At 70.8% G+C, this 15,833-nt stretch carries 14 protein-coding genes; 5 read left to right on the top strand and 9 right to left on the bottom strand.

The window, feature by feature from the left end:
* The first annotated feature begins 91 nt into the window (after nucleotides 1-91).
* Nucleotides 92-415, top strand: coding sequence for a nuclear transport factor 2 family protein (locus OG241_RS15680; RefSeq protein ID WP_405815993.1), 324 nt, complete (start codon nucleotides 92-94; stop codon nucleotides 413-415).
* A gap of 64 nt (nucleotides 416-479) precedes the next feature.
* Complete coding sequence (locus tag OG241_RS15675) at nucleotides 480-1,523, top strand: aldo/keto reductase (RefSeq protein ID WP_405815992.1); 1,044 nt, start codon at nucleotides 480-482, stop codon at nucleotides 1,521-1,523.
* Nucleotides 1,524-1,562: 39 nt separating this feature from the next.
* On the opposite strand, the gene OG241_RS15670 is transcribed toward OG241_RS15675, so the two are convergent.
* From OG241_RS15670 to OG241_RS15655, 4 genes are all read right to left on the bottom strand, one after another.
* Nucleotides 1,563-2,252: an ABC transporter ATP-binding protein gene (locus tag OG241_RS15670; RefSeq protein ID WP_405815990.1), complete on the bottom strand. Its 690-nt coding sequence runs from the start codon at nucleotides 2,250-2,252 to the stop codon at nucleotides 1,563-1,565.
* A 92-nt stretch (nucleotides 2,253-2,344) separates the two neighbouring features.
* Nucleotides 2,345-3,850, bottom strand: coding sequence for an ABC transporter permease (locus OG241_RS15665; RefSeq protein ID WP_405815988.1), 1,506 nt, complete (start codon nucleotides 3,848-3,850; stop codon nucleotides 2,345-2,347).
* A 476-nt stretch (nucleotides 3,851-4,326) separates the two neighbouring features.
* Nucleotides 4,327-5,103, bottom strand: coding sequence for an SDR family oxidoreductase (locus OG241_RS15660; RefSeq protein ID WP_405815987.1), 777 nt, complete (start codon nucleotides 5,101-5,103; stop codon nucleotides 4,327-4,329).
* Nucleotides 5,103-6,104, bottom strand: a complete 1,002-nt coding sequence (locus OG241_RS15655; protein WP_405815986.1) for a Gfo/Idh/MocA family protein — start codon at nucleotides 6,102-6,104, stop codon at nucleotides 5,103-5,105. Before OG241_RS15655 ends, OG241_RS15660 begins: the two co-directional genes overlap by 1 nt.
* Nucleotides 6,105-6,281: 177 nt before the next feature.
* On the opposite strand from OG241_RS15655, the gene OG241_RS15650 reads away from it, so the two are divergent.
* Nucleotides 6,282-7,565 (top strand): multidrug effflux MFS transporter, encoded by a 1,284-nt coding sequence (locus OG241_RS15650; RefSeq protein WP_405815985.1) that lies wholly within the window; start codon nucleotides 6,282-6,284, stop codon nucleotides 7,563-7,565.
* A gap of 54 nt (nucleotides 7,566-7,619) precedes the next feature.
* Here the strand turns inward: OG241_RS15650 and OG241_RS15645 are convergent, their stop codons facing one another.
* The 4 genes from OG241_RS15645 to OG241_RS15630 are packed head-to-tail and all read right to left on the bottom strand — an operon-like array spanning nucleotide 7,620 to nucleotide 11,525.
* Complete coding sequence (locus tag OG241_RS15645; RefSeq protein ID WP_405815984.1) at nucleotides 7,620-8,357, bottom strand: class I SAM-dependent methyltransferase; 738 nt, start codon at nucleotides 8,355-8,357, stop codon at nucleotides 7,620-7,622.
* 45 nt (nucleotides 8,358-8,402) lie between these two features.
* Complete coding sequence (locus OG241_RS15640; protein ID WP_405815982.1) at nucleotides 8,403-9,257, bottom strand: hypothetical protein; 855 nt, start codon at nucleotides 9,255-9,257, stop codon at nucleotides 8,403-8,405.
* A gap of 19 nt (nucleotides 9,258-9,276) precedes the next feature.
* Nucleotides 9,277-11,112 carry a GMC family oxidoreductase gene (locus tag OG241_RS15635; protein WP_405815981.1) on the bottom strand — a complete coding sequence of 612 codons (1,836 nt, stop codon included), beginning with the start codon at nucleotides 11,110-11,112 and terminating at the stop codon, nucleotides 9,277-9,279.
* A gap of 8 nt (nucleotides 11,113-11,120) precedes the next feature.
* The gene (locus tag OG241_RS15630; protein WP_405815980.1) at nucleotides 11,121-11,525 is read right to left on the bottom strand and encodes a hypothetical protein; all 405 of its coding nucleotides are present in this window, start codon (nucleotides 11,523-11,525) and stop codon (nucleotides 11,121-11,123) included.
* A gap of 216 nt (nucleotides 11,526-11,741) precedes the next feature.
* Here OG241_RS15630 and OG241_RS15625 point away from each other — a divergent pair, with 216 nt between their 5' ends.
* Complete coding sequence (locus tag OG241_RS15625) at nucleotides 11,742-12,743, top strand: small ribosomal subunit Rsm22 family protein (RefSeq protein WP_405815979.1); 1,002 nt, start codon at nucleotides 11,742-11,744, stop codon at nucleotides 12,741-12,743.
* Nucleotides 12,744-12,929: 186 nt separating this feature from the next.
* Nucleotides 12,930-14,147, top strand: coding sequence for a GNAT family N-acetyltransferase (locus OG241_RS15620; RefSeq protein ID WP_405826239.1), 1,218 nt, complete (start codon nucleotides 12,930-12,932; stop codon nucleotides 14,145-14,147).
* A 137-nt stretch (nucleotides 14,148-14,284) separates the two neighbouring features.
* On the opposite strand, the gene OG241_RS15615 is transcribed toward OG241_RS15620, so the two are convergent.
* Entirely contained in the window at nucleotides 14,285-15,808 is a 1,524-nt protein-coding gene (locus tag OG241_RS15615) for a WD40 repeat domain-containing protein (protein WP_405815978.1), read from the bottom strand.
* Nucleotides 15,809-15,833 lie beyond the last annotated feature (25 nt).

Genomic DNA, 15,833 nt, shown 5'->3' with positions numbered 1-15,833 from the left:
TCGCACCGATCACGCCCACCGCACCCGAGGGGGCCGTTCGTGCCTGCCGTTCGGGTGGCGGGTGCCCGGGGGCGGTGCCAGTGTGACCGGCATGACGATTCAGACCGCCAAGCTCAGCGACCCGGCCGTCCGGGCCTTCGTCAACGCCGTGAACGCGCACGACCGCGAGGCCTTCGAGGCCGTACTGGCACCCGGCGCGACCATGTCCGACGACGGCTCCGACCGTGACCTCGCCGACTGGACCGAGCGCGAGATCTTCTCCTCCCACGGGCACATGGACGTCGCGAACGAGTCAAGGGAGGGCCGCGTCCTCGTCGCCAACTACAGCAACGACACCTGGGGCGAGATGCGCACGAAGTGGAGTTTCACCGTCGACGACGGCCGCATCCTCCGCTTCGAGACGGGCCAGGCCTGACCGGACGTCCCCCTGCCCAACCCCCTTGCGCTGAAGTGGGCTCCAACTCCTACTGTCCTGACCCATGGAGACCACTCACAGCACAGGAAGCACGGACAGCGACAGCACAGGCACCACCCAGGCCTTCGCGAACCGGACCCTGGGCCGCAGCGGCATCGAGGTCAGCGCTCTCGGCTTCGGATGCTGGGCCATCGGGGGAGAGTGGGGCGCCCCGGACGGACAGCCCCTCGGCTGGGGCAAGGTCGACGACGACGAGTCCGTACGGGCAGTGCGGCGCGCCCTCGACCTGGGTGTGACCTTCTTCGACACGGCCGACGTGTACGGCACCGGACACAGCGAGCGCGTCCTCGGCAGGGCTCTGGGCAAGCGCCGTTCGGAGGTGGTGATCGCCACCAAGTGGGGCAACCTCTTCGACGAGCGGGCACGGATCGCGGACGGTCAGGACGACAGCCCCGGGTACGTTCGCCGCGCCCTCACCGCCTCCCTCGCCCGGCTCGGCACCGACCATGTCGACCTGTACCAACTGCACCTGTCCGAGGGCGACTTGGACGCCGCTGCCCAACTGCGGGACGTGTGCGAGGAGTTGGTCACGGAAGGGCTCATCCGTGCCTACGCCTGGAGCACCGACGACCCGGCCCGCGCCGCCCTCTTCGCCGAGGGGCCGCACTGCGCGGCCGTACAGCACTGCCTCAACGTCGTGCAGGACGCGCCCGAAATGCTTGCCCTCTGCGATGAGTTGGGGCTCGCCAGCATCAACCGGAGCCCGCTCGCCATGGGGCTCCTGACGGGGAAGCGGACCGCCGGGCAGGTGCTCGAAGCGGGGGACATCCGTAACGCGCCGCCCGCCTGGCTGCCGGGCTTCACCGCCGGGGCGGGCGCCGACCCGGACTGGCTGGCACACGTCGACGCGCTCCGCTCCGTCCTCACCAGCGGCGGCCGTACGCTCGCCCAGGGCGCCCTCGGCTGGCTGTGGGCGCGCAGCCCCCGTACCGTCCCCATCCCCGGTTTCCGGTCCGTCGCGCAGGCCGAGGAGAACGCCGGCGCCATCGCGAAAGGGCCGCTCACCGCGGCGCAGTTGGCCGAGATCGACCAGCTGCTGGGGCGATGAGCGGCCCAACGGACCTGCGCGGGTCGGACGGTCAGGTGCTCAACCGACGTACTGGGCCTGGTCGGTGACCGTGAGCTGACCCGCCTTGATGGTCGCGACCCGGGGGGCCCTGCGGGCGATCGACGAGTCGTGGGTGACCAGGACGAAGGTCAGCCCGTGCTCGCGCCACAGCCCTTCGAGCAGCGCCATGATGTCGTCGCGCGTGCCCTCGTCGAGGTTGCCGGTGGGTTCGTCCGCGAGCAGCACCTTCGGCTTCTTCACCAGGGCGCGGGCGATGGCCACCCGCTGCTGCTGACCGCCGGACAGCTCGGTCGGGACGTGCGACAGCCGCTCGCCGAGACCGACCGAACGCAGCGCCTCGGCCGCCCGCTCACGCCGCTCGGCGGGCTTCACCCCGAGCGGTACGAGGGCCGTCTCGACGTTTTCCTGCGCGGTCAGCGTCGGGATGAGGTTGAACGCCTGGAAGATGATGCCGATCTTCTCGGCGCGCAGCCGCGTCAGCTTCGCCTCGCTGATGGCGCCGAGATCGACACCGTCCAGCTCGACGCTGCCCTCGGTCGGCCGGTCCAGGCCGCCGATCATCTGCAGGAGGGTGGACTTGCCGCCGCCGGTGGGACCCTGGATGACGAGCTGGTCGCCGTCCTCGATGACGAGGTCGATGCCGCGCAGCGCCTCCACCGTCTCCTTGCCCCGCGTGTATCTCTTGGTGACACCGGTGAGCTTGTACATGAACGACTCCATGACGACGTACGGGAATTGGGTCAGGGGAATGGGGGAGGGGGAATGGGGGCCAAGGGGGTTGGGGGGCAAGCGGGTTGGGGCTACGACACGCTGCGCAGAGCGTCCGCCGGGCGCATCCGCGAGGCTCGCCAGCCGCCCATCGCCCCGGCGATCAGACCGCCGGTGATGGCGAGGCCCGCCGCGAGCGCGATGGTGGTGAGGGAGACGGGCGCCGACAGGGCGATCTCCATCGTGCTGGCCGCGGACTGACGACCCGGTCCGCCGCCACCGGGGCCGCCGCCCATACCGCCGCCGCCACCGGTGTTGCCGAGCTGAGCGGTCAGCTTGGGGCTGTACGTGGTCACCGCGTACGCCGCCGCCAGGCCGAGGCCGATGCCGAGCGCGCCGCCGAGCAGACCGTTCACGATGGACTCGCCGACGACCTGCCGGGTCACCCTGCGCGAGGGCCAGCCCAGCGCCTTCAGGGTGCCGAACTCACGCACCCGCCGGGACACGGCCGAGGAGGTGAGCAGCGCGGCCACCAGGAACGCCGCCGCGAGCACCGCGATGGACAGCCACTTGCCGACGCTGGTCGCGAGGTTCGAGGCAGTGGAGAGGGACCCGGAGACGGTCTCCGCGAGGTCGGCGGAGGTCGTGACGGTCGTACCCGAGATGTTCTTCTGGATCGTCGACTTGACGGTGTCGATCTGCTTCGAGTCGGTTGCCTGGACGTAGATCGTGGAGACCAGGTTCGCGGAGTCACCGAGGGTCTGAGCCTGCTTGAGCGGCAGGTAGACGTCGGTCGTGGACTCGCTGCTCTCGGGCGTCGCGATGCCGATGACCTTGTACTTCGTCCCGGAGATCGTGAGGGTCTTGCCGACCGTGTACTTGTTCTCCTTGGCGTACGACGTGCTGAGCACCGCGACCTTCGCGTTGGCCTGGGTCGTCGTGAACGTCTTGCCGCTGGTGATCGTCGTGGTGGCCAGCGGGCCGAGCTCCTGGTTCGTCACGTCGACGCCCGTGACGGAGTAGGAGTTGACGTCGAACGAGGCGCCGCCGCCCTGGATCTGGGGTGGGGCGGTGCTGCCGGAGCTGCCGCCCTGGCCGCCGCCGGGCCCGCCCTGCTGACCGGCGGTCGAAGAGGACGAGGACGACGACGATGACGACGACGAGGTGTCGGTCTTCGCCTTGCCCTGGGTGAAGGAGCCGTCGACCTTGGTGACGTTGAGGCTCAGCGCGCCCACCGCCGTGGCCACGCCCTTCTGCGCTGCGACCTTGGTGACCAGCGCCGACTTCAGCGTCTGCCCGCCCTGGGTCGTCACCCGGTCACTGCTCTGCGTCTCGGTCGAGTCGTTCGAACTGGCGTCGAAGTCGAAGCTCGGCCGGCCCGACTGGTTGCCGGTCGGAGCCGATCTGGCCTTGGTGACGGTCATGTCGGTGCCGAGGCCGTACAGCGACTGCAGGACCTTGTCCTGTGCCTGCTGCATGCCGGCCGACACCGAGCTGACGGTGATGACCAGCGCGATACCGAGCGCCAGACCCATGGCGATGACCAGAGCCGCCTTCTTGCGCCGGCTCAGCTCACGCTTGAGATAGATGCCAAACATCCGGTTCCCCAAAGGTTCTTGGCGCCCGCTCGCGGACGACGCCCACTGTGGGCGCTGCCACAAGCTAGGGAGGAACCTTTGTGGGGAACTGGGTAAACGATGTGCGGGGGCTGAGAAAGCGACCCCGAAACAATCACGAACAATTAAGCCGCGCCACGGCGGACGGTCAAGGCGCGCCGAGCGGCCCGTGGAGATCGTGGCGCTCGTGTGCCGGAGCACACGACAGCCGCTCCATGACCCGGTGCGTACCTCGCGGTCCCACGCGAAGTCCACCCCCACCCGGTTGCGCCGTGGAGCGGCTGTCGCCTTCCCCCCTCGGTGTGGTCCGTTTCGTACTACCGGAACCCCAGAGCCCCAAGTGTGAATCTCTGGTGGAGAAGGCGTGTTGAGCATAAGCCTGCGACCGGCCCGAACGCTACGGAGCAATCAATTCCGTTTGTGCAGGTTGAGTCTTCGAATACGTGCGCGAGGCACCGTCAGCCGCGTCCCACGTAGGGCATCGCGGTCGCCAGAACCGTCGCGAACTGCACATTTGCCTCAAGTGGCAGCTCCGCCATGTGCCGCACGGTACGGGCCACGTCCGCCACGTCCATGACGGGCTCCGGAGCCGTCTCCCCGTTCGCCTGCAGGGCCCCGGTTTGCATTCGCGCGGTCATGTCCGTCGCCGCGTTCCCGATGTCGATCTGGGACACCGCGATGCGATACGGCCGTCCGTCCAGCGCCAACGCCTTGGTCAGGCCCGTGAGCGCGTGCTTGGTCGCCGTGTACGGCGCCGAGTGCGGCCGGGGCGTGTGCGCGGAGATCGACCCGTTGTTGATGATCCGGCCGCCCTGCGGATCCTGCTCCTTCAGTTGCCGGTACGCCGCCTGCGCGCACAGGAACGCCCCGTTGAGGTTGGTGTCCACGACGTGCCGCCACGCCTCGTACGCCAGATCCTCGACCGCCACCCCGCCCGGCCCGAACGTCCCCGCGTTGTTGAACAGCAGGTCGAGCCGCCCGAACCGCTCCCGCACGGCCGCGAACAGGGCGGCCACGTCGTCGGGCCGGGCCACATCGGCGCGTACGACGAGCGAGGCACCCTCGGGCGCGAGCGCGGCCGTCTCCTCCAGCCGCTCGGTACGGCGGCCCGTGAGCGCCACCGACCAGCCCGCGCCGAGCAGTTCGAGGGCGACCGCCCGCCCGATACCGGAGCCGGCACCGGTCACGACCGCGATCTTGCCGTGCCCGGCGGTGATCGGCTGCCCCTCGCTCATCAGCGGGCCTCGCCGGGGTAGCGGACGCCGATCTGCTCCCGGATGGTGTCCATCGTCCGCATCACGGCGAGAGTGCCGTCGAGCGGGACGAGCGGCGACTCGGTCTCGCCGGCCCGCAGGGCGCGCATCACCTCGGTCGCCTCGTGCCGGAAGCTGTTGCGGGCGCCGTGGTCGGGGGCGGCGACGAACTCCTCGGGGTCGCGGCCGTCACGGTGCAGCACGAACCGGTCCGCGAAGAAGAAACCGCCGGGGACGTCGATCCGGCCCTTCGAGCCGGTCACCGACGCGCTGGTGGACGTACCGCCGACGATGGAGCAATGCACTGAAGCAAGAGCACCGCTCTCCCAGGAGAGCAGCGCACCCGTCTGGAGATCGACGTTCTCGTCGGAGAGCACCGCTCTCGCCGAGATGCCGTCGGGCTCCCCGAGCAGCAAATGCGCGAACGACACCGGGTACACACCCAGGTCGAGCAGCGCCCCACCGCCCTGCGCCGGGTCACGCAGCCGGTGCGAGGGCGGGAAGGGCCCCTCCAGCCCGAAGTCGGCCTGAACGGTCCGCACCTCACCGATCGCGCCGTCCTCGACCAGCGCCTTCAGCCGCCGGATGACCGGGTTGCAGTAGGTCCACATACCCTCCATCAGGAAGGCGCCGCGCTCCTTCGCCAGCGCGACCAGTTCCTCCGCCTCCCGCACGTTCAGCGTGAACGCCTTCTCGCACAGCACGTTCCGCCCGGCCTCCAGACACAGGCCGGCGGCGGCCCGGTGCGCCGAGTGCGGAGTGGCGACGTACACCACGTCGACATCGGCGTCCTCGGCCAGCGACGCCCAGTCGCCGTAGGCCCGGGGGATACCGAACCGTTCGGCGAACGCCTTCGCCGAGGCATCGCTCCGCGAGGCGACGGCGACGAGTTCCGCGTCCGGCAGATCCACCAGATCCGCGGCCATCGCCGCCGCGATCCCTCCGGTAGCCAGAATTCCCCACCGCACGCGCTCAACCGACATGCCAGCCCCTAGTCCCGTGTAGCCCCGTGACCTCTGTTACCTCGAACACTCTGTACGAACGGAACGTACGAACCGCCGGTACGAGCTGAGAGCATAGGTGGCGGATTACTCGAAAAGGGAGGGCGTATGCCCGAGCGTGGCAGAACCACGCGGGACGCGGAGAGTCCCCAGGGAGACATGACGAGTCCCCGAATACAGCCGGAGACACCGAAAGACCTTCCTCGCCCCGCCCGCTCCCTCCGCCGCACCGGCCTCCTGGTCACCTTCATCCTCGGCGGGCTGACGGCGACGCCCCCCCTGGCGATGGACATGTACCTCCCGTCCCTCCCGGAGGTCACGACCTCCCTGCACGCCCCCGCCGCGAGCGTCCAACTGACCCTCACCGCCTGTCTGGCCGGCATGGCCCTCGGGCAGCTCCTGATCGGCCCGATGAGCGACCGATGGGGCCGCCGGCGCCCCCTGCTCGCGGGCCTCGCGGTGTACGTCGTGGCCACCGTCCTTTGCGGGCTCGCGCCCAACCTGGAGCTCCTGGTCGCTTTCCGGCTGGTCCAGGGACTGGCGGGCTCGGCCGGGATAGTCATCGCCCGGGCGGTCGTCAGGGACCTCTACGACGGCGTGGCCATGGCCCGCTTCTTCTCCACCCTCATGCTGATCTCGGGGGTCGCCCCGATCATCGCGCCGCTCATCGGCGGCCAGATCCTGCGGGTGACGGACTGGCGGGGCGTCTTCGTCGTCCTCACGGTGGTCGGGACCGCCCTGGCGGTACTGGTCTGGTTCCGCCTCCCCGAAACCCTCGACCCGGCCGACCGGCACGCCGGCGGCGTCGGCGAGGCGCTCCACTCCATGCGTGTCCTGCTCGCCGACCGGGTCTTCACCGGCTACGTCCTGGCGGGCGGCTTCGCCTTCGCGGCCCTTTTCGCGTACATCGCCGCGTCCCCCTTCGTGATCCAGGAGATCTACGGCGCCTCCCCGCAGACCTTCAGCCTGCTGTTCGGCGTCAACTCGGTCGGGCTGGTGATCGTCGGGCAGATCAACGGCAAGGTGCTCGTCGGCCGGGTGTCGATGGACAAGGTGCTGGCGGTGGGCCTCGCGGTCATCACCGTCTCGGCGGTGGCACTGCTGGTGATGGCGACGGGAGTGTTCGGCAAGGCGGGTCTGTTCCCGGTGGCCGCCGCGCTCTTCGTCCTGATGTCGGCGATGGGCCTGGCGATGCCCAACACCCAGACCCTCGCCCTGATGCGTACCCGCCACTCCGCGGGCGCCGCGTCCGCCCTGCTGGGCACCACCTCCTTCCTGATCGGCGCGGTCGCCTCCCCGCTGGTGGGCATCGCCGGCGAGAACACGGCCGTCCCCATGGCGGTCGTCCAACTGACGGCGGCACTGGTTGCGGTCGGCTGCTTCGTGGGAATGTGCCGACCCTGGCAGCACCGCGCCACGCCCCTGGAGCGAGCGGAGACCTGAGCACCGGGTGAGCACCGCACCGGGCCGGCCCACGGAGCCGAGGGCGGGGGCACCTCACCCCGGCGGTGCGGCCCTCCTGGCGAGGAACACGAACTCCCGGCCAGGGCGGTCGGGCGCGTCACGCACCTCCCGCACCTCGTAGCCCTGGGCGAGCAACTCCGCCTCGATCTCCTCCCGTTCACGGAAGCGCAGCGTGGAGTCCGAGGTCAGCACGGCACCGTCGGCGGCGAACACGAAGGTCCAACGGAACGTCACCAGGGGGCCGTTGACCGCCGTCACGTCGACCCAGCTCTCGACCGCACCGACCTCGGGGATCTCCGTCACCCGGTACGAGGAGTCCCGGTTCCATTCCTCCCAGGCCCGCTTCGACGGGTCCCGGGTCTCGAAGACGAGGTGGCCCCCGGGCCGAAGGGCGGTATGGACGCCCCGCAGGGTCCGCTGCCAGGCGAGTGGATCGGTGATCTCCTGGGCGGCGTTCGCGGTCATCGTCGCGAGGTCGACCTGGAGTGGCGGGAGGTCTGTCGCGTCGCCGTGGATCCAGCGAACACGTTCGGCACCGGGCTTGGCACGGGCGACATCGAGGGACGCCAGGGCCGGGTCGACGCCGATCACCTCGATCCCCCGGCGCGCGAGCGACAGCGCGAACACACCGGTGCCGCAGCCGACGTCGAGGACCCGGCGAGCGCCGAACTCGGCCGCGACGGCGACATACGCGTCCAGGTCGCCGCGATCCGGGTCGAGCGGGTCGTAGATCGCGGCCAGGCGGGGGTGCTGGAAGCATTCGTCGGACATGGGGGCGACGCTATCGGGGCCGGGGTGCGCCGGCCGGGTATGCCATCAACTCCGGGAGCCCAGGTAGTAGGGCCGGTTGTGGGCCGCCACCGGGGGTGACTGGTAGGTCCAGGCGCCGGCGGCGGGGGTGTCGCCGAGCAGTTGGCGGATGTCGCAGCCGAGGTCGCTGTCGGGGGCGTGGACGGTCAGGCGTACGCGGTCGGTGTGGTCCGGGGCGCCCAGGTCGTACCAGCGGTAGGGCTGGTAGACGTTCATGGGGCCCGCCAGCGCCCGGCCGTCGGCGTCGGTGCCGTAGCCGGTGATGGGGGTGTTGTTGGCCGGAGCGGCCGTCAGGCCGTCCAACTCGGCGGTCAGAGAGACCAGTTGCGTGTCCCTGCGCACCAGGGTGCCGTCCTCCGCCACCTCGCCCGCCTTGCAGTGCACGGTCCAGGTCTCGCCCGCCGGACCGTTCAGGGACGGCAGATCGACCTCGAACCAGCCCGGGAACTTCGGCTCGGCGTACAGCTCGCGTCCGGCCGTGATGGCGTACGGGTTGTCGCACACGACGTGGATACGGGCGATTCCGAGGAGTTTCGTCTGGTCCCAGCCCTGCGCGTACTGCGCGTAGGTCAGCTCGGGGATCCGGTCCGCCTGGTCCGTGGGGAAGGCGATGATGTTGTACTCGATCTCCTCGGTGACACCCCCGCCGAACGCGTACTGCGCGAAGTACAGCTGGTAGTTGAACGAGACCAGGGCCCGGCCGTCGAAGGTGGCGGCGGTCAGGGCCGGGTGGTGCTTGGCGAGCAGGTCCCGGACCGGTTCCGCCTCGGTGAGCCAGTCGACACCGATGTGGTGCAACGCGCCGTAGTGGAACGGGAGTTGAAAGGGCTCGGCGACGGGAGGCAGGGGCAGCGGGCTCATACGGGCACTCCTGGGGTACTCAGGCGGGAACGTCTGGGGTGAGGGCGGCGGGGCGGTCCCGTTCGGCGAGGTCGGCCTCGATGCGCCGGACGCTGCGCAGGGCGAGGGCGGCCATGGTCAGAGTCGGGTTGGAGGTGGCGACGGAGGGCATGCTGCCGCAGCCCACGGCGTACAGGCCGGGGTGGTCCCAGCACCGCTGCCACGAGTCGACCACCGAGGTGCCGGGGGAGTCGCCCATGATGTGGGTGCCGGCGGCGTGACCGGCACCGCGATAGCCGTAAAGGCGGCCCTTGTGCTCGAAGCGGCCGGGCCATGCCGCCGCGGGCGCGTAGTCGGTGTGGTCCTCGGCGCCGAGCAGGGCGAAGATCTGGTCGGACGCGCGCTTGGCGGCGGCCATGCCTTCCTTGACGTGGTCCGACAGGTCGTAGGTGACCTGGGGTTGGGGCAGGCCGAGCCGGTCGCGGGCGTCCGGGTGGAGGGTGACGCGGTTGGCGGGGTCGGCGCTCTGCTCCATCTCGAACTGCAGGGTGAACTGCCGGCGCACCCGGTCCCCGACGGCGCGTCGCAACTCGGCCCCGAACAGACCCTTCTCATGGAGGAGTTGGGCGACATCGCCGTCGACCGACCCCTTGGACCACACCCACCCCCAGTTGCCGACCTCGATACGGAAGGGCGCCCGTGCGCGCCGCTGCGGCCCGGCGCGGAAACCCTCGAAGCCCGAGGTCGACCCGGGCCCGCGGTAGGGGCCGACTGCTTCCGGCATGAGGCCCCAGGTGAGCAGCACCGGGTGGTCCATCAGGTTGCGGCCGACCTGACCGCTGCGGTTGGCCAGCCGGGACAGCAGGAGCAGTCGGGCGTTCTCGATGGCGTGCGCGGCGAGCACGACGACATCGGCGTGCGCCCGGGTGGCCTGCCCTTCGTACGACAGGTACTCCACGCCCGTGGCGCGCCCGTTCCCGTCGACGAGCACCCGGCTGACCACGGCCCGGTCCACGAGTCTGACCGAACTCCCCCATAACCCTTGCGTCTTGAGCGGGGTGTACTTCGCGTACGAGGGGCAGTGCGGGATGCACGTCGCGTTGCCCACGCACCGGCTGGCCGGGTCGGGCCGCCCCTGGGCGCCGCGCGGGACGTAGCCGCGCCCGCTGTCGTAGTCCGGGTCCGGCACGCTGTTACGGGCCTGCGGGGTGCCGACCAACCGCAGTTCGACCTCGTCCAGGGTCACCGGGTCCTTGACGCGCCGTCCGTCGAGACCCGCCGCGAGGAGACGGTCCAGGTGGCTGGCGGGCAGGGCGCGCATGGGGAAGGTGTAGCCCTCGGGGAAGCCGAGCCCGACGTGCGCGCGCTGCTCGTCGGCGTCGGCGGCAACCCCCAACTCCCGTTCCGCCGCCCGGTATTGAGGTTCCAGGTCGTCGTAGGTGAGCGGCCAGCGGCGCCCGTACCCGAAGGCTTCGGTGTCGAAGTCCTCCGGCAGCATGCGCGGGGCGAGGCCGGTCCAGACGTTGCCGGTGCCGCCGTTGGCCCGGACGTAGCCGCTGCCGTACGGGAGCGGGCCGTCCTGCAGCAGATGGCCGGCCGCCCGGAATCCCGGGACACCGTCTGTGCCCGTCAGGTCGGTCACGTCGGGCCAGCCGACGGCGGGGTGGGGCCGGTGGGTGGAGCCCGGCACCTTCGCGGCTGCCGTGGCGTACCGGTCGAGGGCCTCACGGTGTCCCCGCTCGGAGTCGGTGATGCGCTCCCCGGCCTCCAGGACCAGGACGCGGCGCCCCCGGCCGCCCAGTTCCTTCGCCACGAGCGAGCCCGCGATGCCGGCGCCCACGACGATCACGTCGTAGTGACTCACCGAGTCGCTCACCGAGGGGCTCACAGCGAGCCCGCCGGGGAGGGAAGTCGGGAGGGCGACGGGGCAGCGGCCCAACTCCCGTATCCGCCGGGCGCGGTGGCGGGGGCGGCGAGTCCCGCCGCTTTCCAGACCAGCCCCTCGGCGTACGCGCGCGCCGACACCACGAAAGGTGACGGTTCCGGCCAACTGCCCGTGTACCAGAGGAGGGTGAGGGCGCGGGCGGCCCCGCTCAGGTCGTCGTCCAGCTCGCCGAGCGGGCCGCCGCGCGCCTCCAGCAGCCGCGCTAATCGGTCCCGGCCCAGTTGCTCGGTGGCCACGGCCAGGTATGTCTCGGTGAGTCCGGTGCCCCGCAGCGTCGCCGCGTCGAACCCGGTCAACTCCTGCGACAGCACAGTGAAGTCGGCCGTCTCGTCTGTTGTCTGCACGAGGGCACTGGTGCCCCTGTGGCGCGTCGACCATGCTGTGCCGCTCGCGTATGGCCGGAAACGGAGGTGGGCAGCCGTAGGCGGGCAGACATAGGCGGGTACGAGCGCTGACGCCTTACGCGCGGCTACAGCGATGCCGGGGCTCACAGCGACGCCGCCGCTCACAGCCATGTCGAGGGAAGCTCGTCACCCTCACCCCACCTCTAGAATCACCCCGTGAACACCCCTGTTTCCCCCGCCGGCGCCCTGCGCGCCGCCCTCGCCGGTCTGCTCGACGGGCTGCCGCCCAAGGTGGCCGCACAGGCGGTCGAGCGGCTGATCGCCAACTACCGGGGGCGGACGCCGACCGATGCGCCCGTGCTGCGGGACCGTTCCGACGTGGCCGCGTACGCCGCCTACCGGATGCCCGCCACGTTCGAGGCGGTGTGCTCGGCGCTGGAGGCCCTCGCCGAGGCCGCGCCCGGCTGGGCACCCGGCAGCCATGTCGACGTCGGGGGCGGGACAGGGGCCGCGACCTGGGCGGTCAACGCCGTCTGGGAGGGCGCGCGGCCCGTCACCGTGCTCGACTGGGCCGAGCCCGCACTCGCCCTCGGGCGCGAGATCGCCGCCGCCAACCCGGAGCTGAAGGGTGCAGAGTGGCAGCGCTCTCGGATCGGAGCGGCGCTCAGAATCGAGAGCACTGATCTCGTCACGATCTCCTACGTCCTGGGCGAACTGACCGAGGCCGACCGCACCTCCGTGGTCGACGCGGCGGCCGGCGCCGCCCAGACGGTCGTCGTCGTCGAACCCGGCACCCCCGACGGCTACCTCCGCGTCATCGAGGCCCGCGACCGGCTCGTCCGCGCCGGCTTCCACATCGCCGCCCCCTGCCCCCACAGCGCGGCCTGCCCGATCGTCCCCGGCGAGGACTGGTGCCACTTCGCCACCCGGGTCAGCCGCTCCTCCCTCCACCGCAAGGTGAAGGGCGGCTCCCTCCCGTACGAGGACGAGAAGTTCAGCTACGTCGCGGCCACCCGCTTCCCGGTGACCCCGGTGCCCGCCCGGATCGTACGCAGGCCGCAGATCCGTAAGGGCCAGGTACTCCTCGACCTGTGCGAGACGGAGCCCTCGCTGCGCCGGGACACGGTCACGAAGCGGCACGGGCCGCTCTACCGGGCCGCGCGGGACGCGGACTGGGGGGATGCGTGGCCGCCACCGGTGGAGGAGGGCGGGCGGTAGCGGTTGCCCTCCGGGGCCCGCCGCCTGCCCGGGTGACGGTCGTTCGCCGCCGTGGCTCGTAATTCGCTTGCCGTGCCCACGGGTCGACGCTGCACTGTGGCCAGGCATCACGCGTTGTGGTGCCGGTATTTCGAGGAGGCGGCGGCAGCGATGACAGTGACGGCGGCGATGGCGGCGACGGCAGCGATGGAGATCAGTTCCACCACCGATGAGGATCTCGACGTCTTCGTCGACACCGTCCATGCCGCGTTCGGGCTCTTCCCGGGAACCCCGGTCGACGGTGGCGGGCTGTGGTGGTCGGCGCTGGAAACGGACCGCTGCCTGCTCGTCCGCACGGCGGAAGGCCGGCCCGTCGGCACCGCCGCCACCTACCCCTTCGAGCTGACCCTGCCCGGCGAGACCCTTGTCCCGGCCCCCGGAGTGACCGCCGTCGGCGTCCTGCCCTCGCACCGGCGACAGGGCGTGCTCAGCGCGATGATGCGGCATCAGCTCGCCGAACTGCGGGCCGGCGGCAACTTCCTCTCCGTGCTGCTGGCCTCCGAGGCCACGATCTACGGCAGGTTCGGCTACGGACCGGCAACCAGTACGCGGCAACTGACGATGGAACGCCACCGGGCCGCCCTCGCCGTCCCCCGGGCACGCGGAGCGGCCGGCACCCCGAACACCGGCTCGGTCGAGGTGCTGCGGAGTGCCGAGTGCGCCGAGATCCTGGAAGAGGTCTACGACCGTTACCGCCGCGCCCAGCCCGGCGCGCTGTCCCGGCCGCACCGCTGGTGGGCCCTGCGCGCGGGACAGCCCCCGATAGCGCCGGCGCCGCGCTACATCGCCCTCCACCGGGACACCGACGGAGTCCCGGACGGCTACGCCAGCTACTCGATCGACTCCGGCACGCTCACGGTCGACGAGACCATCACCGCCGACGACGCCGTCTTCACGGCCCTGGCCCGGTTCGTACTCGAACACGACCTGGTCTCCAAGGTCGTCTTCAAGCACGTCCCGACCGGACACCCGCTGCGCCGACAACTCGTGGACTTCCGCGCCGCCGAGGTGAGCGGCCACATGGACTGGCTCTGGGTACGGCTCCTGGACGTCCCCGGCGCGCTGACCGCGCGCGGCTGGTTCACGGACGGCGAGCTGGTCCTCGACGTGGAGGACCCGTTCCTGGACGAGCGGAACCGCTACCTGCTGACGGTCCAGAACGGCAAGGCCGACTGCGTCCCCACGGACCGGGCTCCCGACCTGTCCCTGGACATACGCGACCTTGGCTCCGTCTACCTCGGCGGCACAACCCCGAGCACGCTCGTACGCGCCGGCCACATCCAGGCCCACAGCCCGACCGCGCCCGTCCTCGCCGACACCCTCTTCCGCACGGACCGTGCCCCGCACTGCCTGCACTGGTTCTGACGGGGCGCTCGCACGTCGCCCGGACGCCGAGCAGGCGCGGGCGCGGACGGTCGGTGCCGAGCACGAGGAAGAGCAGTTGGGGTGATCAGCTCGCGATGCCACCGCTCCCGCTCGGCTTCTGTCTGACGGTGTCCCTTCTAGGCAAGGTGAGGAAAACGGCGTCCGAGTTCGCCTGGTGGGACGATGCGAGGGATACGGCGCCGGAGATCTTCCATTATCTGGGCGGTACTGCCCGGCCAGATGCGGATCACTCCGTCCTCGCAGGCGGTGAGGATCTCTGCGCCGTCCGGGCACCACACGGCAGCCAGGAACGAGTGCGGGTGCTGGTAGGTGACGAGCAGATCGGCGCCGTTGGTGATGTCCCAGATCCGTACACCGCCGTCCCGGCTGCCCGTCACGACCTGCTGGCGTTGCGGGTTGAAGGCCGCCGTGTGCGCCTCCCCTGTGCCCAAGCGCCGGATCTGTCCGCAGGTTGCCGGGTCCCAGACGCGAGCGGTGCCGTCACCGCTGGAGGTGAGCACGAACCTGCCGCTGCTGCTCCAGTCGGCGGAGTGCAGGCTTGCGGTGTGGCCCTTGAGCGACCTGAACGCCAAGTCCTCGTCAGGTTCGCCGATCCGCCAGATCACCGCATCGTTCTGCCGGGTCGCGAACAGCAGTTCCGTGCCGTCTGGGCTCCAGGCCAGGTCGACCATCCACTGGCCGGACTGGATACCGCCTTCGGACTGCCAGGTTCGGGTGTTCCACAGTGTCGCCGTCTGGTCGTAGCCGGAGGTGGCCAGCAGTGTTTCGTCCGGCGCCCAGGCCGGCGCGGTGATGCGGTCGGAGTGCGCCTGTCTGTCGGCGAAAACGATCTGCCAAGTGTGGGCGTCCCAGACCGACATCTCTCCGGATGCGCTCCCGGCTGCGACGAATCCTCCCCGGGGACTCCACGCGACTGCCGTGAGGGGGTCTCCGGCGACCAGGTTCGTCAGTTCGGTGGCCGACTCGGTGTCCCAGATCCGGACAAGGCCGTCCGCGCCCGAGGTGGCTGCCATGCGTCCGGACGGGTGCCAGGCCGCACCGGACACCCAGCTGGTATGACGCCCGATCTCGCGGCTGGCAGGGCCTGAGCGGGAGGACGCAATCCGGGCGGTAGCGTCTTCGCTTCCCGAGATCAGCGAGGTTCCGTCCGGACTCCAGGCCACGCTGGAGACCCAGCCCTGGTGGCCTGGCAGCGTTTCCAGGAGGGCACCGGATTCGACGTCGAAGACGCGGACACGACCGTCTTCGCTCCCGACCGCGGCCCGCCTGTCGGTTGGCGACCAGGACACGCAGTAGACCGGGCTCGTGTGCACGGCTAACCGACGGAGCATTGTCCTTGTTGTCATGTCCCAGAGGCTGAACGTGCCGTCTTCGCTGCATGCCAGGGCCTGGGTGCCGTCCTGGCTCCAGGCGACCGCAGGGACGGGGCCGTCGTGACCGGTCAACGTGGCCAGTTCCCTGCCGGACGATACTTCCCAGAGTTTGGCGACGTTGTCGTATCCGCCGGTCAGAATGAGTCCTTCGTCGTGGTGCCACTCGGCCGACCGGACCCATTCGCTGTGGCCGGTCAGTTCACAGACGGTCCGGCCATTATCGGCTGCTGGTTGCCCGCGGTGACGTCTCCCGTCGTTTCCCGGCATCCGACCGAGCGCCCGGCGGGCAGCA

The sequence above is a fragment of the Streptomyces sp. NBC_01390 genome (genome assembly GCF_045040105.1).
Classification (GTDB): domain Bacteria; phylum Actinomycetota; class Actinomycetes; order Streptomycetales; family Streptomycetaceae; genus Streptomyces.
The sequence above is the reverse complement of the archived record's forward strand: the minus strand, read 5'-3'. Positions and strand labels throughout refer to the sequence as shown.